The sequence below is a fragment of the Shewanella litorisediminis genome (assembly GCF_016834455.1).
In the GTDB taxonomy this organism is placed as follows: domain Bacteria; phylum Pseudomonadota; class Gammaproteobacteria; order Enterobacterales; family Shewanellaceae; genus Shewanella; species Shewanella litorisediminis.
Genome location: NZ_CP069213.1, coordinates 3,228,486 through 3,249,319, shown reverse-complemented (window position 1 = coordinate 3,249,319; position 20,834 = coordinate 3,228,486). Strand labels below are relative to the sequence as shown.

General features: G+C 56.0%; 16 protein-coding genes. 10 read left to right on the top strand and 6 right to left on the bottom strand.

Annotated features, from left to right (window positions below; translation table 11 throughout):
* Nucleotides 1-10 precede the first annotated feature (10 nt).
* The 7 genes from epd (at nt 11) to JQC75_RS14255 (ending at nt 8,256) form a co-directional block, all read left to right on the top strand.
* Nucleotides 11-1,027 (top strand): erythrose-4-phosphate dehydrogenase, encoded by a 1,017-nt coding sequence (gene epd / locus JQC75_RS14285; RefSeq protein WP_203324714.1) that lies wholly within the window; start codon nt 11-13, stop codon nt 1,025-1,027.
* An 81-nt stretch (nt 1,028-1,108) separates the two neighbouring features.
* Entirely contained in the window at nt 1,109-2,290 is a 1,182-nt protein-coding gene (locus tag JQC75_RS14280; protein WP_203324713.1) for a phosphoglycerate kinase, read from the top strand.
* Nucleotides 2,291-2,422: 132 nt separating this feature from the next.
* The gene (gene fba, locus JQC75_RS14275) at nt 2,423-3,490 is read left to right on the top strand and encodes a class II fructose-bisphosphate aldolase (protein WP_203324712.1); all 1,068 of its coding nucleotides are present in this window, start codon (nt 2,423-2,425) and stop codon (nt 3,488-3,490) included.
* 140 nt (nt 3,491-3,630) lie between these two features.
* Nucleotides 3,631-5,124 (top strand): protein adenylyltransferase SelO, encoded by a 1,494-nt coding sequence (locus JQC75_RS14270; RefSeq protein WP_203324711.1) that lies wholly within the window; start codon nt 3,631-3,633, stop codon nt 5,122-5,124.
* 147 nt (nt 5,125-5,271) lie between these two features.
* Entirely contained in the window at nt 5,272-6,012 is a 741-nt protein-coding gene (locus JQC75_RS14265) for a DUF481 domain-containing protein (protein ID WP_203327232.1), read from the top strand.
* 260 nt (nt 6,013-6,272) lie between these two features.
* Entirely contained in the window at nt 6,273-7,688 is a 1,416-nt protein-coding gene (nhaD, locus tag JQC75_RS14260; RefSeq protein ID WP_380798149.1) for a sodium:proton antiporter NhaD, read from the top strand.
* Between the two features lie 163 nt (nt 7,689-7,851).
* Nucleotides 7,852-8,256 (top strand): hypothetical protein, encoded by a 405-nt coding sequence (locus JQC75_RS14255; RefSeq protein ID WP_203324709.1) that lies wholly within the window; start codon nt 7,852-7,854, stop codon nt 8,254-8,256.
* A 92-nt stretch (nt 8,257-8,348) separates the two neighbouring features.
* On the opposite strand, the gene JQC75_RS14250 is transcribed toward JQC75_RS14255, so the two are convergent.
* Nucleotides 8,349-8,876 carry a hypothetical protein gene (locus tag JQC75_RS14250; RefSeq protein WP_203324708.1) on the bottom strand — a complete coding sequence of 176 codons (528 nt, stop codon included), beginning with the start codon at nt 8,874-8,876 and terminating at the stop codon, nt 8,349-8,351.
* A 9-nt stretch (nt 8,877-8,885) separates the two neighbouring features.
* Nucleotides 8,886-9,704, bottom strand: a complete 819-nt coding sequence (locus JQC75_RS14245; RefSeq protein WP_203324707.1) for a cytochrome c3 family protein — start codon at nt 9,702-9,704, stop codon at nt 8,886-8,888.
* A gap of 403 nt (nt 9,705-10,107) precedes the next feature.
* On the opposite strand from JQC75_RS14245, the gene JQC75_RS14240 reads away from it, so the two are divergent.
* From JQC75_RS14240 to JQC75_RS14230, 3 genes are all read left to right on the top strand, one after another.
* Entirely contained in the window at nt 10,108-10,863 is a 756-nt protein-coding gene (locus tag JQC75_RS14240; protein ID WP_203324706.1) for a winged helix-turn-helix domain-containing protein, read from the top strand.
* Nucleotides 10,856-11,371 (top strand): hypothetical protein, encoded by a 516-nt coding sequence (locus JQC75_RS14235; RefSeq protein WP_203324705.1) that lies wholly within the window; start codon nt 10,856-10,858, stop codon nt 11,369-11,371. The genes JQC75_RS14240 and JQC75_RS14235 overlap by 8 nt, the downstream gene beginning before the upstream one ends.
* 89 nt (nt 11,372-11,460) lie before the next feature.
* A complete protein-coding gene (locus JQC75_RS14230) occupies nt 11,461-12,864 on the top strand; it encodes a hypothetical protein (RefSeq protein ID WP_203324704.1) in 1,404 nt (467 codons plus the stop codon).
* Here JQC75_RS14230 and JQC75_RS14225 read toward each other — a convergent pair.
* The 4 genes from JQC75_RS14225 to JQC75_RS14210 all read right to left on the bottom strand — a co-directional run bounded on the left by JQC75_RS14225 (nt 12,854) and on the right by JQC75_RS14210 (nt 20,350).
* Entirely contained in the window at nt 12,854-15,073 is a 2,220-nt protein-coding gene (locus tag JQC75_RS14225) for a PAS domain-containing protein (protein ID WP_203324703.1), read from the bottom strand. The genes JQC75_RS14230 and JQC75_RS14225 overlap by 11 nt on opposite strands.
* Before the next feature lie 91 nt (nt 15,074-15,164).
* Nucleotides 15,165-15,800, bottom strand: coding sequence for a TatD family nuclease-associated radical SAM protein (locus JQC75_RS14220; protein WP_203324702.1), 636 nt, complete (start codon nt 15,798-15,800; stop codon nt 15,165-15,167).
* 132 nt (nt 15,801-15,932) lie between these two features.
* Nucleotides 15,933-19,142, bottom strand: coding sequence for an efflux RND transporter permease subunit (locus tag JQC75_RS14215; protein WP_203324701.1), 3,210 nt, complete (start codon nt 19,140-19,142; stop codon nt 15,933-15,935).
* Nucleotides 19,142-20,350 (bottom strand): efflux RND transporter periplasmic adaptor subunit, encoded by a 1,209-nt coding sequence (locus JQC75_RS14210; protein WP_239002015.1) that lies wholly within the window; start codon nt 20,348-20,350, stop codon nt 19,142-19,144. The genes JQC75_RS14215 and JQC75_RS14210 overlap by 1 nt, the downstream gene beginning before the upstream one ends.
* Nucleotides 20,351-20,834: the final 484 nt, after the last annotated feature.

The window sequence follows — 20,834 nt, the reverse complement described above, 5'->3', positions numbered from 1 at the left end:
GCTCACCACTATGATCCGTGTTGCTATCAATGGTTATGGCCGCATCGGCCGCTCCGTACTGAGGGCGCTTTATGAGTCCGGCAAACGGGGCCAGATGCAGCTGGTCGCCATTAATGAACTGGCCAAGCCCGAGGCCATAGTTCACCTGACCAATTACGACACCACCCACGGCCGTTTCCATACCCGTGCGACCCTCGATGAAGGCATGATGCATCTGGGGGATGACGCCATTCGTTTGCTGGCTGTTGAAGATGCCGCCGCGCTGCCTTGGCGTGAGCTGGATGTGGATTTGGTGTTCGAATGCACCGGCGCCCTCAATGACAGGCAAAGCGCCGAAGCCCATATTCATGCCGGTGCCCGCAAGGTACTGATAAGCCACCCATCGTCTGCCGATGTCGATGCCACCATCGTCTTTGGTGTAAACGACGCCAGCCTCAAAGCCACAGATACCGTCGTCTCCAACGCCTCCTGTACCACCAACTGTCTGGTGCCTGTGATTGACGTGCTCGACCGCCATTTCGGCGTGAAGAGCGGCGCCATCACCACCATTCACTCGGCCATGAACGATCAGCAGGTGATTGATGCTTATCATGACGACCTGCGCCGTACCCGCGCCGCCAGTCAGTCGATTATCCCGGTGGACACCAAGCTTGCCAGGGGCATCGAGCGGATTCTGCCGCAGATGAAAGACAAGTTTGAGGCGATTTCGGTACGGGTGCCTACCATTAATGTCACCGCCATCGACCTTTCGGTGACCCTGGATACCCGGGTGGATATCGCTACCGTCAACGCCGCGCTCAAGGCAGCCGCCGATGGCAGCGCCAGCGGCATACTGGGCTATACCGACGAGCCTCTGGTATCATGTGACTTTAACCATGACCCGCGCTCCAGCGTGGTGGATGGTACCCAGACCCGTGTCAGTGCCGGGCATCTGGTGAAAATGCTTTTGTGGTGCGACAACGAGTGGGGTTTTGCCAACCGCATGCTCGATACCGCCCTGGCCATGGCCGCCACACAGGCCGATTGACCCTACTGGATAATGAAGAAGAGCAGGGACAAGCTTTTCTCACAAGAATTTGTTTTTGATTAAAAATAAGGAAGCAATACCATGACAATTATCAAAATGTCAGACCTGGATCTTAACGGCAAGCGCGTGCTTATCCGTGAAGATTTGAACGTGCCTGTGGCCGATGGCGTGGTGACCAGTGATGCCCGTCTGCGCGCCTCGCTGCCCACCATCAAGCTGGCGCTGGAACAAGGTGCCGCGGTAATGGTGATGTCTCACCTGGGCCGTCCCACCGAAGGCGAGTACAACGAAGAGTTCTCCATGAAGCCTGTGGTGAACTACCTGACTGCCGCGCTGGATTGCCCGGTGCGTCTGGTCAGCGACTACCTCGATGGCGTTGATGTGGCCGTTGGCGAAGTGGTTGTGTTCGAAAACGTGCGCTTCAACAAAGGCGAGAAGAAGAACGACGAGGCTCTGTCGAAGAAGATGGCAGCCCTGTGTGACGTCTACGTGATGGATGCCTTTGGTACCGCGCACCGCGCCGAAGCCTCCACCAACGGCGTGGGTCTGTATGCCCCTGTCGCTTGTGCCGGCCCCTTGCTTGCTGCTGAGCTCGATGCTCTGGGCAAGGCGCTGGACAACCCGGCCCGTCCTCTGGTGGCCATTGTGGGTGGCTCCAAGGTATCAACCAAGCTGACCGTGCTTGAGTCACTCTCCGGCATCGTTGATCAGCTGGTGGTTGGCGGCGGTATCGCCAACACCTTTATTGCCGCTGCCGGTAATCAGGTCGGTAAGTCACTGTATGAAGCTGACCTGATTGATGAAGCCAAGCGTCTGGTAGCCAATGCCCAGAGCCGCGGCGGCGATATCCCTGTACCTACCGATGTGGTGGTGGGGAAAGAGTTCAGCCCAACTGCGGTTGCTACCTTGAAAAACGTCAGCGACGTGGCCGAAGACGATATGATTTTCGATATAGGTCCAGACAGTGCTGAGGCCCTGGCTGCCATCCTCAAGAATGCCGGTACCATCGTATGGAACGGCCCTGTGGGTGTGTTCGAGTTCGACCAGTTCGGTGAAGGCACCAAGCGCATCGCCCAGGCGATTGCCGAGTCTTCAGCGTTTTCCATCGCCGGTGGCGGCGATACTCTGGCGGCCGTTGACAAATACGGTATCGCCGACAAGGTGTCTTACATCTCTACCGGTGGCGGCGCCTTCCTTGAGTTCCTCGAAGGCAAGGAGCTGCCAGCCGTGGCCATGCTCACCGCCCGTGGTGCCAAGGCATAACACTGCAACACATTACTATTATTAGAAGAAACCGCCTCCCGGGAGACCGGGAGGTATAAAAATCAGTCCAAACGATAGCGACCTCGGTGACCCAAGTTCAGCATGGATGTCACCCTATTAATGGAGTAAAAAATGGCCCTTATTTCCCTACGTCAACTGCTGGACCACGCTGCAGAGCATGGTTACGGTGTGCCTGCGTTCAACGTGAACAACCTTGAGCAGATGCGCGCCATCATGCAGGCGGCCGAAGCTACCGACAGCCCTGTGATTGTTCAGGCCTCTGCCGGTGCCCGCAAGTATGCACGTCCTCAGTTCCTCAAGTACCTGATGAACGCCGCCCTCGAGCAGTATCCTGATATCCCTGTGTGTATCCACCAGGACCACGGCACCCACCCCGACGTGTGCCAGCGTTCTATCCAGCTGGGTATGAGCTCGGTGATGATGGACGGCTCCTTGATGTCTGACGGCAAAACCCCGGCTTCTTACGAGTACAACGTCGACGTGACACGTAAGACCGTGGCATTCGCCCACGCCTGTGGTGTGTCTGTTGAAGGTGAAATCGGCTGTCTGGGTAGCCTGGAAACCGGTACTGCCGGTGAAGAAGATGGTATCGGCGCCGCTGGTGTGCTGAGCCACGATCAGCTGCTGACCACCGCCGAAGAAGCCGCGCGCTTTGTGGCCGACACCCACGTGGATGCCCTGGCCATTGCCATCGGTACCAGCCACGGTGCTTACAAGTTCAGCCGCAAGCCTACCGGTGACGTGCTGCGTATCGACCGTATCAAAGAAATCCACGCCCGCATCCCCAATACCCACCTGGTAATGCACGGTTCTTCTTCTGTACCCCAGTACTGGCTGGAAATCATCAACCAGTACGGTGGTGACATTCCTGAGACCTACGGTGTGCCTCTGGAAGAAATCGTGGAAGGCATCAAGCACGGCGTGCGTAAGGTGAACATCGACACCGACCTGCGTCTGGCCTCTACCGGCGCGGTACGTAAGTTCCTGGCCGAGAACCCAAGTGAGTTCGACCCACGTAAGTTCCTCAAGGCCTCCATGGAAGCCATGGCCGATATCTGTACCGAGCGCTACGAAGCCTTCGGCTGTGCCGGTATGGCATCAAAAATCAAGCCGCTGTCACTGCAGGCCATGTACAAGCGTTATCAGACCGGCGAGCTGGATCCGAAGATCAACCTCTAATCGCTCTGAACTGAAAAAGCCCGCCATTGCGGGCTTTTTTATTTGGCTATCTGTCATAAGCGGGTAAATGTGCGCTTTTGCTTATGCTCGCCGGACAAACGGGTTAGCATTAGCCCATCGCCGTTATGTCGGAGCAGAGGATGTCCAAGGTGTTTTCCCCGTTTCAATTCGATAACAGTTTTGTCCGGCACATGGAGGGCTTTTTTGAGCCCTGGCAAGGGGCAAGGGTTCCTGCGCCCGCCATGGTGTGTTTTAACCAGCAGCTGGCTGAAGAGCTTGGGATGGATGCCGACGCCATGGAAGACAGCCGACTGGCTGCCTTCTTTTGCGGCATGCTGACCGCAGAAGGCAGCGAGCCTGTTGCCATGGCCTACGCGGGCCACCAGTTTGGGGGCTTTTCGCCAAGGCTGGGGGATGGCCGTGCCTTATTGCTTGGCGAAGTTAAAGACATTTATGGCAGGCGTCGCGACCTGCACCTTAAAGGGTCGGGGCGTACGCAGTTTTCCCGTGGCGGTGACGGCAAGGCGGTGCTCGGGCCCGTGCTTCGCGAATATCTGATGGGGGAGGCCATGCATGCCCTGGGTATTCCCACTACCAGAGCGCTGGCGGCCGTAACCACGGGTGAAGACATTTACCGCGATGGCATCAAGCCCGGCGCGGTGCTGGCGCGGGTGGCATCGAGCCATATCCGGGTGGGGACCTTTGAATACGCGGCTGCGCGCGGTGACCATGAAGGGCTGCGAGAACTCGTTAATTACAGCCTGAAGCGCCACTATCCCGAGCTTGTGAGCGATGAAGCGCCGGCTCTTGCGCTCCTCAATGCGGTGTCTCGGGCACAGGCAAAGCTGGTGGCCAGGTGGATGGGCATAGGCTTTATTCATGGGGTAATGAATACCGATAATGTCACCATTTCCGGTGAAGCCATTGACTATGGTCCCTGCGCCTTTATGGACACCTATGATGCCCGCACCGTGTTCAGCTCCATCGATCACGACGGCCGCTACGCCTATGGCAATCAGCCTGGCATTGCCCGCTGGAATCTGGCCCGCTTTGCCGAAGCCCTGCTGCCGCTGTTGGCGGAGGATGAAACCGAGGCGCTGGCCCATGCCCAGTCGGTGCTCGATGGCTTTGCCGAGGTGTATACCAACGAATGGCTGGCGGTGTTTGCCGCCAAGTTCGGCCTGAAAACCGTACAGGACGGCGACCTTGAACTCTTTATGGACTTCCTGACGTTGCTCGGTGAGCTGAGGCTCGACTTTACCCAGGCGTTTCGTGCCTTGGCGGACAGTGCCAATAGTGCAGCCCCTGGTGGAATCGAGGCCCTGACGCCCGATAGCTCAAGGCTTGCGCCCTGGCTTGCCCGCTGGCATGAGCGGCTCGGTCGTGAACAGACGTCTGAGGCGGTATCAGCAGCACAAGTAAGGACCTTGATGCTGAGCGTCAATCCCGTTTATATCCCCCGCAATCACTTGCTGCAGGGGGCGCTGGATAGCGCGGAAGCCGGTGATATGGCCGCCTTTGAACGTTTGCTTGAGGTGGTGTGCCGCCCCTTTGAGGAGCAAGAGGGCTGTGAAGCCTACGGACAGGGCGCGCCACAGGATTTTGGCCCCTTCCGCACCTTTTGCGGTACCTGATAAGCCCCTTTTATCCGTATAGGAATCCTGCCCATAGTTGCGCTGTCAACTGCCGGATTTTGTGGTGTATTTCTCATTTTCGACCTCAGGTGGTACCATGTGCGGCGATTTTTGGGAGCGAAAACACCTGATAAGGATAAGAGAATGATGAACAAACTGCTGATTGCCGCCGCCCTGACGGCGGTGACACCTTTTGCCGCCATGGCAGGTGCCGACTTCGTGGAAGGCGACAAGACTTTTGCCGGTGAAGCCGAACTGGGTGCCACTCTGACCACAGGCAATACAGACACCACGTCACTCAAGGGCCGTCTCGGGCTCAGACATGAGCTGGGTAACTGGGAAAATCAGTACGACCTGGAAGCGCTCTACAAGGAAGACACGGATGAAGTGACAGCCGAGCGCTACTTCGCCGGTGTCCAGGGCAACTATAAGTTTAACGATGACAACTACCTGTTTGCCAACGCCAATTACGAGCAGGACCCTTTTACCGGTTATGACTACAAGCTGAGCGGTGCCGTGGGTTATGGTCATCGTTTTATCAATACCGAAAGTACCACGCTTGCCGTGGAAGTGGGTCCGGGTTACCAGTATCGTCGTTTGGATGATGAGCAGAGCACCCTGCTGGGATACAGCTCGGAAGACAGCGTGGTTGCCCACGGCGTGCTGAATTTTGAAACCAGGATCAGCGATTCTTCCAAGTTCAGGCAACTCATCGTTGCTGACTATGGCGAACAGCTGGAAGCCCGCTCTGAAACCTCTCTGACGGCCAATATCGTTGGCGCGCTGGCGATGAAATTTGCCGTGGTGGTGCGTTACAACAATGAGCCGCTGGATGGTAAAAAGAGCACTGACACAGAAACCAACATGACACTGCTGTATTCATTCTAAGTACAGGTCATAGTGGGATAAAAAAGCGCCTCAGGGCGCTTTTTTGTTTTTTTATTACCACCTTGTAGGTAAATGTAAAAAAATACTGAAATTTTTTGTGATTCAGGCAAAGCTTATTCCAAGAAAGTTGCGCCCAATCAACATTTGCCCCTCCGGCGGCGTGCTACTTTCTGCCCAGTTTCCAACGAATAAGGCTAGCTATGAGAACGAAGCATTGGATTGGGGGAGTCCACCGCAAAGCGGGGCTTGTGATTTCTTTTATGATGGCGGTATTGTTTGCGCCGCTCGCCCGGGCCAGTGAAACGGGCGGGGGTGACTGGCTGAATCTGACCCATTCCGGGGTCGGTTATGCGGCCATTCTGATTTTTGTGCTGGCTTATACCTTGGTGATGCTGGAAGAGAAGCTGCACCTTAGAAAGTCCAAACCCGTGCTGGTGGCGGCGGGCATCATCTGGAGCATGCTGGGGTATGTGTATTCCCAGCACGGTATGCCCCAGGTCGCCGAAGTGGCTTTTAAGCATAACCTGCTGGAATACGCTGAGCTGATGCTGTTCCTGCTGGTGGCCATGACCTACATCAACGCCATGGAAGAGCGGGGTCTGTTTGATGCGCTGCGTGCCTGGATGGTCAGCCGGGGCTTCAGCCTGCGGCAGGTATTCTGGTTGTCGGGTGTGCTGGCGTTCTTTATCTCGCCGGTGGCTGATAACCTGACGACGGCGCTGTTGATGTGCGCCGTGGTGATGAAGGTGGGCGGGGATAATCGCCGCTTTATTGGCCTGGCCTCGATTAACATTGTGGTGGCCGCCAACGCCGGTGGCGCTTTCAGTCCCTTTGGTGACATCACTACCCTCATGGTGTGGCAAAAGGGTATCGTATCCTTCGCAGATTTCTTCGCTCTCTTCATTCCTTCTGTAGTGAACTTTATGGTGCCTGCGGTGGTGATGAGCCTGTTTGTTGGCAATGCCCGGCCGGATGCCGTACAGGAAAAGGTATACATGCGCCGCGGTGCCAGGCGGATTGTCGCCCTGTTTTTGCTGACCATTGCCTCAGCGGTCATGGCTCACTCCCTGCTGGGCATGCCTCCTGTGCTGGGGATGATGACAGGCCTTGGTTTCCTGCAATTCTTTGGCTTCTTCCTGCGCAAAACCTTCAACCACTCGGTTGCCAAGGCCATCGCCAAGGCCGAAGCCGAGCAAAACAGGGAGCGTTTAACCTACCTGGGTAACGTGGTGCCCTTCGATGTGTTCAGCCGGGTGGCCCGCGCCGAATGGGATACCCTGCTGTTCTTCTACGGGGTGGTACTCTGTGTCGGTGGTCTGGGCTTTATGGGCTATCTCAGCCTGGTGTCTGAAGCCATGTACAGCCACTGGGATCCTACCTATGCCAACATTACCGTCGGCCTCCTGTCAGCGGTCGTGGATAACATTCCCGTGATGTTTGCCGTGCTGACCATGAACCCGGATATGGCACTGGGGCAGTGGCTGCTGGTCACCCTGACCGCCGGTGTGGGCGGCAGCTTGCTGTCAATCGGCAGCGCCGCCGGTGTCGCTCTCATGGGGCAGGCCCGTGGCATCTACACCTTCGGTACTCACCTTAAGTGGACGCCGGTTATCGCACTGGGGTACGTGGCGAGCATTCTGGTGCACATGTGGCTGAATGCCGCAACCTTTCATTGACAGTCGATGACACCGGGTTACAAGGGTAAGTGTTTGTATCCCTTGTAATCCGGCGCCGTTCACATTTTCGGCTTTTCCTGCTCAGGGCTTAGACGGGATCACAACCCGAGGGGGACGGATTCTCTATACTGAGCCCATTTGATACTTTTCGGATACACAACCCATGCAAATTGGTGAGGCCCACTTTACGGCCAGCACCCTGACACTCGAATTCACCGATGGTCGCCGCCATACCCTGACCCAGGCTCAGGGAGCCTTGCTGTTGATGCTCGGCGCCGAGCGCGGTCGTGTGGTGTCACGCTCGAGTTTGCGAGGCGCCCTCAAGCAAGTGGGGGCCAATGAGCGTAAATTGGAGCAGGAAATGCGCGCGCTGGGGGTGCTGATGGGCCCGGCGTGGCGTTATTTGCTCGAAGAGGTGGGCAGTGAGGGCTATTTGCTGCATTCGGGGATGCATCCCATGGGGCGGCTATTTGCAAGGCCCGTCAGGGACTTACCCTGGCTTCACTGTTTTGCATTGGCCTGTATCGGCATGTTGGCGGTATTTCTGGTACTGCTTATCTGGTCTTAACGACCGCAAAAAAGCGGATAACGCCGTGGCGCTATCCGCTGTATGGAAAAAAAAGTCGGGGGCGTGAGGCGGATTTTGCCCCCGTTATCGCATTATGGCGCTTCTGCGACAAATTGCATGTCACTGCTGGCCTTGGCACCCTGGAGGGTAATTGCCAACCGGTATCTGCTGAGTGTGCCTTCCGGCGCATCCTGGCTCCAATCCAGTCCCTGTGCTTCAAACAGGTAGCGTCCCTTGGTGTTGCCCTCTGTCAACACACCCTCACAGGTTGATGTGTCTTCACCACAGCGAAAACTCTGGGAAACGTGCCAACGCTTCCAGGCCTTGGGATTGCGAGATGCATTCTCTTCCGGCGGTAAGCCGAAATAGATGAGCTCGTACTGACTGGCGCCAGTGACAGCAAGCCCCGCCTCGTTTTTGAGGGTGAATTCCACAGCACCTGAGAGGGGCTCAAAGCTGACGACCTCAAGGGCGATGCTGTTGGCCTCGTCCACATGCACAACCTCTGCCACCGGTGGCTCGGGTGGCTCAGGTATGGTGGGCTCTTGCGGGTCATTGTCACTGCCGCAGGCACCCACAAGCAGTGTCGCCAGCAGCGGGTAGAGAAGTCTTGGTTTCATGGTGCCCCCTTAATTGAAGTGGCCGGTGTGACAGGTGGTGCATTCCATGTCGGTCTTAACGCTGGCGGCAGGGCCCATGGTTTCTGTGCTGCCGTGGCAGGTCTGGCACGCTTGGGCTTCTTCAGATGGTTTGGCTGCCGGTGTACCGGCAATGACTTCACCCTTGTAGGCGCGGTTAAGCAGTTCAACCAGGTGATAGGCCATGGAAGCCGACAGACGGTAGCAGCGCTCGCCTTTCTGGCTGAAGGTTTTGCCCGAGGCCTTGGACCAATTACTGATGGAGGAGTGGCACATCACGCTGTTTGCGACCGATGAGCTGACAACCAGTTCGGTTTTCTCGGCGGTGGAGCCAATGCCTGCAATAAATTCCGCAGTATCCAATGGCAGTTTGGTGTTTTCATACCAACGGAATGCAGCACCAATCACGGCGGCGTTCTGGCCGTTGATGTCGTCCAGCAGATTGACCAGCATACCTATGGCGTTGAGGTTACCGCACAGGGTGCCCTGACCCGTCACCCCGGCAAAACCATAGCCTGCGAGTGCGGTGGGAATAGACTTGAACTTGTCGGCATCCACGCTGGCTGAATTGGCCAGCATGGTGACTGTGGCGTGGAATACCTGGTGCATACAGCCGCCACCCGTCTCATAGGCGAGCTTTGCAGTGGCCATGGGATCCAGGGGAACATATTTGAGCTTTTCACCGAGGGCGAGTTGATAGTTACCGTTTTCGTCGGTGGCCGCCATCAGTGAAGTGCTGACCAGGCCAAGGCCTGCTGCACTGCCAAGTCCGATAATTTGTCCGAGCGCCTGTCGTCTGTCGATTTTCATGCTGTTGTCCTCTTGTTGTTATTCAAGGGTGTTGTGATAAAAGGGCCCTGGGGCCGTGACATCAGTATGTCGGGCATGAAAAGGAAGACTGTGATTTGCCGCGCTTGAAGCCAAGCGCTGCGAATGACTGAGTATGAGAGGGATGGTCGATTAAGGTGGTATGGATTGATTGAGCGGCCAGGCTATAAATGGTGCGGCCTCACGCTATTTGTAGCATTCATGTAAATTCAGCGAGATTCAGCGGCATTCATATTGGGTGATGTTTACATTCAACATATTGTTCAATATCACATTTTCTAACGCCGGCACCTTTTGGCGCAAAGAAGCCATCACTTAATCCAGATCACAGTTGCTCGTGCTGGCACAGGGTAAAATAACACCGTATTTTGGGTGGGGATTTTGGATGCAATTGGGTAACTGCTGGTTTGATGATGCCAAAGGGGAGCTGATTAACCGCGCCTCCGGGGACGTTTGGCATTTACCCAGAGCGGAAGCCCAGGTGCTTAGACTCTTGCTCAGCCAGGCAGATCAGGTCGTCACCAAGGCACAGTTGCGCCAGGGCGACGATGAACATGGCGAGCTCAGTGATTCCTCAGTGGCGCGGGCTGTGTTTATGATCCGCTCCTTCCTCGGTCCGGGCAGCGAACTCCTGATTGAAACCGTTAAAGGTCAGGGATATCGGCTGCATCTTACCCCCATTAAAGCCCCTGTGCCGGCCAAGAGACGCCTGCCAAGCCGCCGCCTGGGGCCTGTGCCTATTTGGATCCCGGCGCTGCTGATGTTAGCACTGCTGTTTGTCGGTGGCTACTTTGCCTTGCGGGTGGGGGAAATGTCGCCCACGGCGCCTTTAAAGGTGCAGTCACTGGTGCAGGCCGACGGGCAAATGGTGAAGCTTGTACTCTACGCACACTCCCGCAGCAACAATACCCTGTTGCTGGAAAAAGCCGCCGAGCTGGCGACAGTATTGGGAGATTGCCGCCATTCCCGCTGGCGCGATGTCTTTATGTCGTTAAGCCACGACTCAAGGGTGCTGAATCTGACCTTGAGGGGCGATTATCTTGGCCAGGCTGTGGTACGCAACCTGAAGATAAGCGACGGCCGCAGTCCAAGACGCTTTATTAGTCCTGACTGGCTCAAAGAGGTGGACATCTGTGACTAGAGCCTGGATCTGGAGTATTAACCTGTGCATTCTGCTGCTGTTGCTGCTGGCACTGGGGACGATTTTTTCCTTAACCCGTGGCGCAGAAACCACCTTGCTGAACTGCTCATCGGAACTCTATGAGCCCGGCGATGGGGCTCAGGCCAAACAGTATTTGTTGGTTGATCTGGTTACCAAGGGAAAGCGGGCGCAGATGCATTATCGTTATTTCAACCTCGATGGCAGTCTGGCGGGCAGTATCAGTATGGAAGGTGAGCTCAAAGCCTCTGCCGGCGCCGGTAACAGATACAGCATTGCCATTCACAGTAAAGAAGAGAAAACCGCCAAAAACGGTGCGCCCAAACCCATGCACATGAATTATGTTTCCTACGTCAGTGGGCTGAATCTTTCTGGCAAGGGGCTGCACGAGATAGAGCTGGAGATCCTTGAACTGGATAAGGCCAGGGATTATGCCATCGTACTGTTTCAGCCAAGCAATACTGTTTGCGGATGCCGGTTGATCCACTGAGGGAGGATTTGGCACACTGGACGAGTCAAGTCAGTTGGGCTGGCGGCAGAAATCGCAGGTATTTCACCAGCCTGGCATAGAGGAGCCCTGTGGCCAACATTCAACTCAAGCAAGAAGACGCACTTTCGATTAAATTTTCCCATCAGCTTGGTGCCAACGACAGTTGCCGGCTGGATCTGTATTTTGCCCTGCCCAAGGAGATGGGCATAGGCCCCGAAAGCCTCGATGAAGAAGAGTACTTCCACAGCGCCATTATCGGCCGGCGAGCCTATTATTCCGACGGTCTGCATCTGCCATTGGTGCAGAGCCGCTTTGTCAGCCTCAACAAGCGCACCATGGAGGAGTTCAGGCTCTATCTGAATCTCTTTGCCTACCAGTTCGCGGTTGCCATGGAAAATGACACCAAGGAGCTGCTGCAGCTGAAAAACGCCGAGGAGTTTTTTCCCCGTCTCGGTGAGCTCGGGGAGCAGGTGGGCGCCATCCTCAAAAAATTCCGTCGCAGCGAGCCCACAGATCCCAAATGGAAACCCTGGTTTGAGCACGCCGACAACTACCTGTCATGGCACTGTGAGCAAAAATTGCTGCAGCTCATCATGCACGCCCCGGACATTCCCACAGAAGACGCCGAAGGCGCCGGCACTGTTCGAGATGCTGTGCTGTCACTGTGTCGGACCGAGGCGCTTTATCGTGACAGCCGCCATTACAACTCGGAAAAGACCAAGTCGGATCACAACCGTATTTCCAACAAGATGTTGCTGCTAAGACGCCTTATTCAGCAGGGGGTTGTACTCAAAGAAGAGCTCAAACCTTTGGGAGTAGGCCTGAAAAAGTTTGTCACGGGTCTCGCCACAGGCTTGGTGATGCTGGTGGTGTCGGCGCTTATCATCAAGGCGCAGGGGGTGTTCAGCGGCGTCACCATGAGTTTGCTGTTGACCCTGGCGGTTATCTACGGTTTCCGGGAAATCTTTAAAGAGGATATCCGCAACGCCATGTGGCGGGTTATCCAGCGCGGTCGTCCCCGCTGGAGCCGATTGCTCCGTGATACCTCAAGCCAGAAGGTGGTGGCCCGCCAGCAGGTGTGGCTGGACTTTGTTCGCAGCAAGGACTTGCCGCCGGCGGTGACTGAAATTTTAAGCCGTCGACATCAGCAAAACCGCCTGGAGGCGGAATACCTGCACTATGGCATTTCGACCCGGGTAAATGATGAGGGATTTTTGGCCGGTTATGACACCCTCTCAGAACAGGTGTCATTCAGCCTGGTGCCCTTTGTGCGCTATCTGGAGCGGGGCAAGGTGAAGGTGTTTCGTGAGACCGAAGAGGGGATCTGCGCCGAAACCGCTGAGCGTCGTTATCAAATCAACGTGGTGCTGGTGTACCGCGAAGGGCGTAAGGGCCCTCGCTATGCCAGATACAAGGTAACCTTAAACCGCAGCGGGATTATCAGCGTCAGTGAAAAATCCCTGCCGGAACAGCTACTGGGTGTCAGCGGGTAAAGGCCTGACAAATCTTCTGATCGCCGGTTTGCTTGGCGCGCTTGAGGGCAATTTCGGCGTGACTGATAAAGGCCTCGAGGTTTTGCCCCTGCTGGTGGGCGGCAATGCCAATGGAGATGCCTTCGCCGAGCCCCATGCTGTTCAGTGCATCCAGCACATCTACCGCGTACTTGTGGACGGCGTTGCTGTCGGTGCCCGGTAATATGACTACCAGCTTGCCCAGCTGCCAGTGGGAAATTTGTGAATTGGAGGGCAGCTCTTTGAGCAGCAGAGTCTCCACTTCCTGTTGGCGTTTTTCCAGCTGACCAATATCACTCATATGGCTGAGCATGCCGGCGGGGCTGATGTCCATCAACATCAGGCAGGACTGGTTACGGCTTTGCTCGCCAAGGGCATCGTAGTAGCGTTCCAGATCTTCCAGGTTGGCCAGAATGGTGCTGCGGTTGGGGATGAGCTGGCTGTTTTCGCGGTTTCGGTTGCGGCTACTGGCCTGCTCCAGGGTACACACCAGATACTCAATATCACCTTCGTCGTCCAGGTGGCCTTTGAGGGTGGCCTGCAAACAGGTGCTGGCGTTGTTGCTGCACAGAATCTGCCCCTGCCAGCTGCCCTGCATGGCCACCATTTGTGTGATGCGCGGCCACTGATTACCCAGGTCATTTTCCAGAATATCGGCCAGATTGGCGCCCAGGGGCTCGTTGTATTCCAGCAGCTGTTCGAAGGCGTTGTTGAATTTCAGCAGGGTGCCGTCGGCCCGTGTCAGTGCGGTTGCCACTGCGCTGTCGGCCAGCAATCTGTGCATGGATTCTTCACGGCGGCTCTGTGCCAGTTCACTGATGTCACTGAGGCTAACCAGGAAATAACGCTGGCGCTCTGTGTTGGCGCGGGTGTAACGCAGCACCACCCTTATCACGGCGCCGGGGAGTTCATCCAGGCTGACTTCACCGCGCCATTCGCCCTTGGCCTTGGCGGTGGCGATGATTTTCTCAAAGCTCTCATCATCCAGCTGCAAACAGCGCTGCAGGCTGCGGTCTGTCAGTTGGTTGGCCGCAAGATTCAATAAACTGCCGGCCTTGGGATTGGCACTGAGGACCCTGCCCTTATCGTTCACCAGCAGCTGGCCTTCTTCACCGGTAAAGAGATCCGCCGCCAGTTGGATACTGTTGTGACGGGCGCGCTGCTCGAGGCGGAAAAGATGGGTGAGTATCACCACGGCTGCGGCCAGCAGAGTCAGTATGAAGGCGCCTATCACCAGAATGGTTTGCCACTGGGAGAAGCGGGATGCGATGTCATCGTTGCGGATATAGGACACCAAAAAGTATTCACGACGGGTTTCATACTGGGTGGTGAGGTCTACCTTCAGATACACAAAGGTGGCGTCATCGCCGTGGAACTGGCCAAAGTTGCTCATGGCCATCTGTCGCCACAGGGCAGGGTAACTCTGACGAAGGCTGCCGCTTAAGCCCTCTGGCAGCCGGGGCAGAGGCGCATCGCTGGCACCGGCATACATCAGGCCCTGGGTATCAAACATCATCATGGGTTGCTGATTGGCACTGAGGGCGGGTTTGACCATATCCAGGGTGCGCAGCATGGAGTTATAGGTCACCAGATAGCCCCGTACGCTCTGGTCGGGATTCTCAAGCCATGCCAGCTGATACATGTAGGGTTCGAGGTCGCCATTGACGGACAAAAACTCCATGGGGGAGCTGTAGATTTCGTTACCGCCCATATTGCGGGCGCCGCCCAGCAGTGAAGGTGGCAGGGTCTGGCGCCCGAACACATCGGTGGAGGCAAACAGAAACTCGCCATTGGCATTGAACAGGGCAATCCCCATCAGTTCAGGCATGTTCTTTTGCAGCCCAGTCCACTGCAGCAGCAGCTTTTCCTTCAGGGCTTCATCCCCTGTCTCAAGGTACTGGCGCAGGAGTTCACCCCGTGCAAAGGTTTGGGTGCGGAACTGCTGGAAGGTGACCTTGTCAGCAATCATGGTGCCGACAGACTGAAGCTCGCTGTATCTCTGGGTGGCCCATTCCTGCTGCAGTCTGCGCTCGCCCAGGGTAATGATGACATTAATCACCAACACTACGCTAATCACCAGCATCGCCAACTGACTGGCGATGGCCAGCATACGTTGATGTGACCAGCGAACACTTTGTTCATCGGTCAGCAAAGAGGAGAGCGACGATAATCCGGTATTGGGTTTGAGCATGCCAGAGCTAAATTTGGACCAAAAGTGGGCACAATGTTAACACGATTCCCCCGCCGGTACAGGCCCGTGCGCCGGGTTTGGCGGGACAAAACTAGCCCATTATATCGAGGTGGCGGTGCTTGAATGTGCAGCCTGCCGCTTCAACCAGTGCCCGACAGGCCTGGATATCGACGCCGGGCAAACCATCGATGGCGGACACGTCCACCCGGTCAATGTAAGCCGGTGCCATGCGAATAAAGTCATTTACGGCCTGCCATGACCCTTTCAGTCGTGGTTGGCAGTGTTTCAGGTATATGAGTTCATCCTGGGCATTGAGGGACACCGAGAGCGCATCCACGCAATCGGCCAGTTCCGGCAGGATATTGCGTTTATGAAACAGATTGCCCAACCCATCGGTATTCACCCTGACCCGGCCGCCCCGGGCTTTAATGGCGCGGGCGACACCGAGCAAGGTGGGCAGATTCAGCGTTGGCTCGCCATAGCCACAAAACACGTATTCATCGAAGGCGTCCACATCCCCAAGCAGGGGGAGGAGGGCATCAACACTGGGCTGCTTATCCAATGCCAGCTGATACTGATGAATTTGTCGGCTGCCCTGCTGTTTGGGGCAAAAGCCGCATCTGAGGGTACAGCGACCCGTGATATTGAGGTATCGGCTGCGACGGATATCGTAAACGAGGGTCGCGTCTGGTATGCCGTTTGGGGGAGTGGAGTCCTTTGGATTCATGGTGCTTCGCCCGGTTGGGCCTGGGGGCAACGTGGGGGCAGTGTAACAGAGGCATCTTGTGCAAAATGTTCCCGGGATCAAAAAGGGAGAGCCTCGGCTCTCCCTTTTGGGATGACAGACAAGTATTTTGCCTCAGTCGTGCTTTGCACCCTCAAGCGACTGCGCCAGTGAGGCACCGTGCCCCTGCTCAGCGATACGCTCGGCAGAAACGCTCCGCTCTTGGTGTCCATGGTTTGGTTGCCACCACCAATTGAAGAAGCGCTGCCAAAGGCTCGCGAAATCGGCCAGTATGACGTACAGCAAGGGCACCAGTATCAGGGTCACCAAGGTGGAGAAGAGGATGCCGAACGCCAGAGAGGTGGCCATGGGTATGACAATCTGAGCCTGCAAGCTGCGTTCAAGGATGATGGGCACCAGACCGAAGAAGGTGGTCAGGGAGGTCAGAATGATGGCCCTGAAGCGGAAACAGCCCGCATTCACCACGGCTTCACGCAGGGCAAAACCCTGTGCCCGGGCACGGTTCACAAAGTCCACCAGGATAAGCGAGTCATTCACCACCACCCCGGCCAGGGCGATAATACCGCACAGGCTAAGGACGCTCAGAGACAGCCCAAGCAGCAGGTGACCTATGATGGCGCCAATCATACCGAAGGGGATCACCGACATGATGATCATCGGCTGGCTGTATGACTTCAGCGGAATCGCCATCAGGGCATAGATGGTGAAAAGTGCGAAGAACAGCCCCTGCAGCAGCCCCCAAATGGCATCGGCCTCTTCCTGACTTTGACCATCGAGGGAGGTGTCGATATGGGGGTACTTTTGTTTCAGCAGCGGCATAAAGTCTTTCTGAATTTCTGCAACCACTTTGCCCGGCTCCACCTTGTCTTTGTTGGCGGCGGCCGTGATGGTGATAGCCCGGCGACCATCTACCCGGGTAATGGCCGAGTAAGAGTCGCCCATTTCGATTTCGGCCACGTTGGCAAAGGGGACCGCGGTACCATCGGGGGTGCGGATCAGCATGTTTTCCAGATGACCCAGGGTGCGTCGCTGCTCCAGTGGATAGCGTACCATCACCTTCACTTCTTCCTTGTTGCGCAAAATGCGCTGGGCCTCGTAGCCATAAAAGCCATAACGTACCTGGCGCGCCAGATCTGACAGTGTCAGTCCAAGGGCTTCGGCCTCGGGGCGGATTTTCAGGCGAATTTCATGGCTGCCGGAGGAATAGTTATCGGCAATATCGTACAGGCCTTCATAGCTTGCCAGCTTGGTTTTAAGGTCTTTGGCCGCCAGTGACAGCTGCTCAAGGTCACTGGAAGACAGACGGAAAGCCACATCGCCACCGGCATCGTTGGTGGTGGCATTCATGGACAACTTCTTCACTCCCACCATTTCCGGCAGGGCGTCACGCCAGGCATCGGTAATGGCGGTGCCATCCAGCTCGCGGTCTTCCCCCTTGGTCAGCTCGGCAAAAATAAAGGCACTGGTGCGGGAGTTCATGTTGAAGAAGCTGTGTTTCACCACAGGTTCACCGTACTTCTGCTCCATTTCACCGTTCATGCGGTAGAGGGCATCTTCGATTTGTTGCAGCGCCTTGAGGGTGTTGTCCTCTGAGCTGCCTTCTTCCATCTCAAGATTTACCTGCACAAAGTCAGAAGGAATGCTGGGGAAAAACACCCAGCGCACCTTGCCACTGGCAACCAGGGCGATAGAAAGGATCAATACCCCGGTAAAGCCGGCCAGCCAGTTGTATCTGTTGCGAATGGCACGCTCAAGAAACGCCTTGTAGCTGTGATGGATAAAATGGGCCACGCGCTCGTTAAAGCGTACTTTCATGCGGCCAAGTGGCCCGGTGGGCTCCTTGGTGTTTGGCTTCATGTGGGCGAGGTGGGCAGGCAGAATGAGCTTGGATTCCACCAGCGAAAACGCCAGACAGAGGATCACCACCATGCCGATGGATTTCCAGATGATCCCCATGGGACCATCCACCATCAGCATGGGAATAAAGGCCGCTATGGTTGTCAGTACCCCGAAGGTGGCGGGCATGGCCACTTTCTGGGCACCGCGGATAACGTTGTCCATGTTATGACCGTGGCGTTCCACCTCGGTGTGGACGCTCTCCCCAATCACAATGGCATCATCCACCAAAATCCCCAACACCAGGATAAAGGCGAACAGGGTGAGCATGTTGATGGACAGGGCAAAGGGCTCCACCGGCATCAAGAGCAGGGTGCCGAGGAAACACACGGGAATGCCCACCATTACCCAGAATGCCAGTTTAAGATCCAGGAACAGTGCCAGGATCACAAACACCAGCAGGGCACCCATGGTCATGTTCGACAGCATCATATTGAGGCGGCCGTTGAGGTAGTGGGTCAAATCTCCCCAGTAATCCAGCTCGGCGCCGGCGGGCAAACTGAGTTTGCGCTCGGTAATGTAGTTTTTCACATCCTCGGCGATGGCCACGGCGTCCTGATCTTTCACGCTCAGCACTTCCACTATCACTGCGGGTTTGCCGTTAAAGCGGGTGTAGTCGAGGCGTTCTTCGAAATCGTCCTTGATGGTGGCCACGTCCGGCAGCATGATGCGGCTACCGTCCTTGCTGGTGGCAACCACTATGCTGGAGAAGTCTTCGCCGGTGTAGGCCTGACCCTTGGTACGTAGCAGGATATCGCCATCTTTGGCACGAATGGCACCGCCGGGTAAGTCCAGAGAGGAGTTTTGCACCGCCATGGCAACCTGGGTGAAGGTGAGGCCATATTCACGCAATTTATTTTCCGAGACTTCGATGCCGATTTCATAGTTGCGGGCACCGGCCACCTGGGCGCGGGTCACCGAGGGTAGGGCGGCCACTTCATCACGGATGTTCTTGGCCAGCTCCTTCATCTCGTGGGCATTGATATCGCCATACACAGACAGCCAAATCACGTTGTTTTCCGGCTTTATCTGGTAAATGTTGGGTTTTTCGATATTGGCCGGGAAGGTGGATATGGCATCGATACGGAGTTTGGCCTCATCCAGTACGGTTTTGGCATCGACCCCATTTTCCACTTCGATGGTGATACTGCCCACGCCATCGCTTGCCACCGATGTCAGCTTTTTAATGCCGATAACATCCTGGATGGCTTCTTCGATTTTGATGTTGATCCCTTCTTCGATTTCCTGTGGCGCGGCGCCGGGGTAGGCCACCGAAATTCTGAGCAGATTGAGCTCAAAACTTGGGAATATTTCTTTGTTAATCAGCTGTGTACTAAAAAGACCGCCAACCAGCAGTACTATCATCAACAGGTTTGCCGCCACACTGTTGCGGGCAAACCACGCAATTATGCCTTTGTGGGTGTCCATTACTTATCCCCTGCCTGTGCCAGACGCTCATTGGATGGCGCCTCGCTATCCCGGGTGCTGTCCGGGGTTTCCTCACCGCGGATTTTCACCATTTGGCCGGTGGACAGGGTACCTGTGTTGGTCAGGGAGACGCGCTCACCGGTCTTCAGGCTGTCCTTGATGTAGGCGTAGTTGAGATCCGAGCGCACAACATTCACGTCACGCAGCTCCAGGGTATTGTCGCTGCGAACGACGGGCACCTTACCTTCACGTACCAGATGGCGGTCCAGACGCACTATGCCGTCTTCGGTGCGGCCCTTGATGATGGCGTTGACGAAGGTACCGTATTTCAGTGGCAGCTGGCCCTGGGTTTTTTGCTTGCGCAAATAAGGGTCGGGAATTTCTGCCACCAAATACACCATGCGGTTGCCTTCATCGATAACTCCTTCGCTGCGCACTATGTCGCCGGTCCACACCACATCACGTCCGGCGAGGGAGGCGGTCAGGGTGACTTCGGTGTCGGGGTTGTCAACCGACTCCAGATACGCGAGGTCGGCATTGGCCAGCGGCAGGCGGATTTCGGCAACACTGGTATCGTAAAGCTCGCCCAGCTTGGTGCCCAGGGTGACGTATTGACCCAGGTCGACACCACGGGCTTTGACTATGCCGTCGAAAGGCGCGCGGATAACGGTGCGCTCCAAATTGCGCTTGGCGCGGGCCAAAGCGGCTTCGGCATATTTGACGTTGGCTTGTTCTTTTCTGAGCTGTGGAATACGCAGACCCAGTTCAGGGGGGACGCCCTTGTCATATCCCTTGAACTCGGTTTTTGCCACTTCGCCGCGGGCGATTTCTTCGTTGAGCGCGGCTGTAGCCTGGGCCAGTGAAGCCTCTGCCTGCATCAGATCGGCCTGATAGTCTGACGGTTCTATCACCGCCAGTTGATCGCCGGCCTTCACCACGCCGCCGGCAACAAAATTGGGCGATACACTCGTCAGGCGCCCCTGCACTTCGGCCACCAATTGGGTCTTGTGCCTTGGCATTACCACCCCGTATGACGGCAAATTCAGCGACATGGTTTCCTGCCGGACCTCAGTCACTTCGATAATTGGCATATCGGCCTCTTCGGCCTTTTGTTCCGGGGCTTCTTTGGTGGCCATGAGTACCATGGCGGCCAGAATGAATAGCGCGAGAATGATAAGGGGGAGGGTACGTCTTAAAATAGTGCTCATAGGGGCCCGCTTGTCCATTAACAGGTAACGGGGGTTAAGGTATCAAAAGCGCCCTGCTATACCAATCAGTTTTTGTAACAGAAATGTATCTGATTTTTATCGAAGAGATGGAAAAGTCTTGTCACGCCTGTCTGAGCAGGAGTGGTTTTGGCGGTTTTGGCCACAAAATAAAACAGGGGCACAAGGCCCCTGTTTTTATACAATTTTTGTGGTGTCAGTCGGCTTTGGACGGTTTGCGGCTTTTGCCGCCTGTGGTCTTTGATGCAGATGCGCGGTAGTCACCGCTTTTATCACTGCGTTTGCCGTCTTTACCTTGAGCGCTGAAACGCTGTTTCCCTTCAGCACTGTAGCGCTGCTTTCCTTCGGCGTTAGAGCGCTCTTTGCCCTGGGCATTGCTGCGTTCGGCCGATTGATAGCCTCTATCGCTCTTTGGGTCTGCATCCCTGGAGTGACGCTGGTCTGCGCGGCCATGGGCTGTTTTTTC

Excerpts from the sequence above, each read along its gene's own strand:
- JQC75_RS14225 (WP_203324703.1), bottom strand. The coding sequence starts at position 15,073 with ATGCTCAAACCCAATACCGGATTATCGTCGCTCTCCTCTTTGCTGACC.
- epd (WP_203324714.1), top strand. The coding sequence starts at position 11 with ATGATCCGTGTTGCTATCAATGGTTATGGCCGCATCGGCCGCTCCGTA.
- JQC75_RS14265 (WP_203327232.1), top strand. The coding sequence starts at position 5,272 with ATGAACAAACTGCTGATTGCCGCCGCCCTGACGGCGGTGACACCTTTT.
- JQC75_RS14210 (WP_239002015.1), bottom strand. The coding sequence starts at position 20,350 with ATGAGCACTATTTTAAGACGTACCCTCCCCCTTATCATTCTCGCGCTA.
- JQC75_RS14220 (WP_203324702.1), bottom strand. The coding sequence starts at position 15,800 with ATGAATCCAAAGGACTCCACTCCCCCAAACGGCATACCAGACGCGACC.
- JQC75_RS14280 (WP_203324713.1), top strand. The coding sequence starts at position 1,109 with ATGACAATTATCAAAATGTCAGACCTGGATCTTAACGGCAAGCGCGTG.
- JQC75_RS14255 (WP_203324709.1), top strand. The coding sequence starts at position 7,852 with ATGCAAATTGGTGAGGCCCACTTTACGGCCAGCACCCTGACACTCGAA.
- JQC75_RS14250 (WP_203324708.1), bottom strand. The coding sequence starts at position 8,876 with ATGAAACCAAGACTTCTCTACCCGCTGCTGGCGACACTGCTTGTGGGT.
- JQC75_RS14215 (WP_203324701.1), bottom strand. The coding sequence starts at position 19,142 with ATGGACACCCACAAAGGCATAATTGCGTGGTTTGCCCGCAACAGTGTG.
- JQC75_RS14270 (WP_203324711.1), top strand. The coding sequence starts at position 3,631 with ATGTCCAAGGTGTTTTCCCCGTTTCAATTCGATAACAGTTTTGTCCGG.
- JQC75_RS14245 (WP_203324707.1), bottom strand. The coding sequence starts at position 9,704 with ATGAAAATCGACAGACGACAGGCGCTCGGACAAATTATCGGACTTGGC.
- JQC75_RS14240 (WP_203324706.1), top strand. The coding sequence starts at position 10,108 with ATGCAATTGGGTAACTGCTGGTTTGATGATGCCAAAGGGGAGCTGATT.
- nhaD (WP_380798149.1), top strand. The coding sequence starts at position 6,273 with ATGATGGCGGTATTGTTTGCGCCGCTCGCCCGGGCCAGTGAAACGGGC.
- fba (WP_203324712.1), top strand. The coding sequence starts at position 2,423 with ATGGCCCTTATTTCCCTACGTCAACTGCTGGACCACGCTGCAGAGCAT.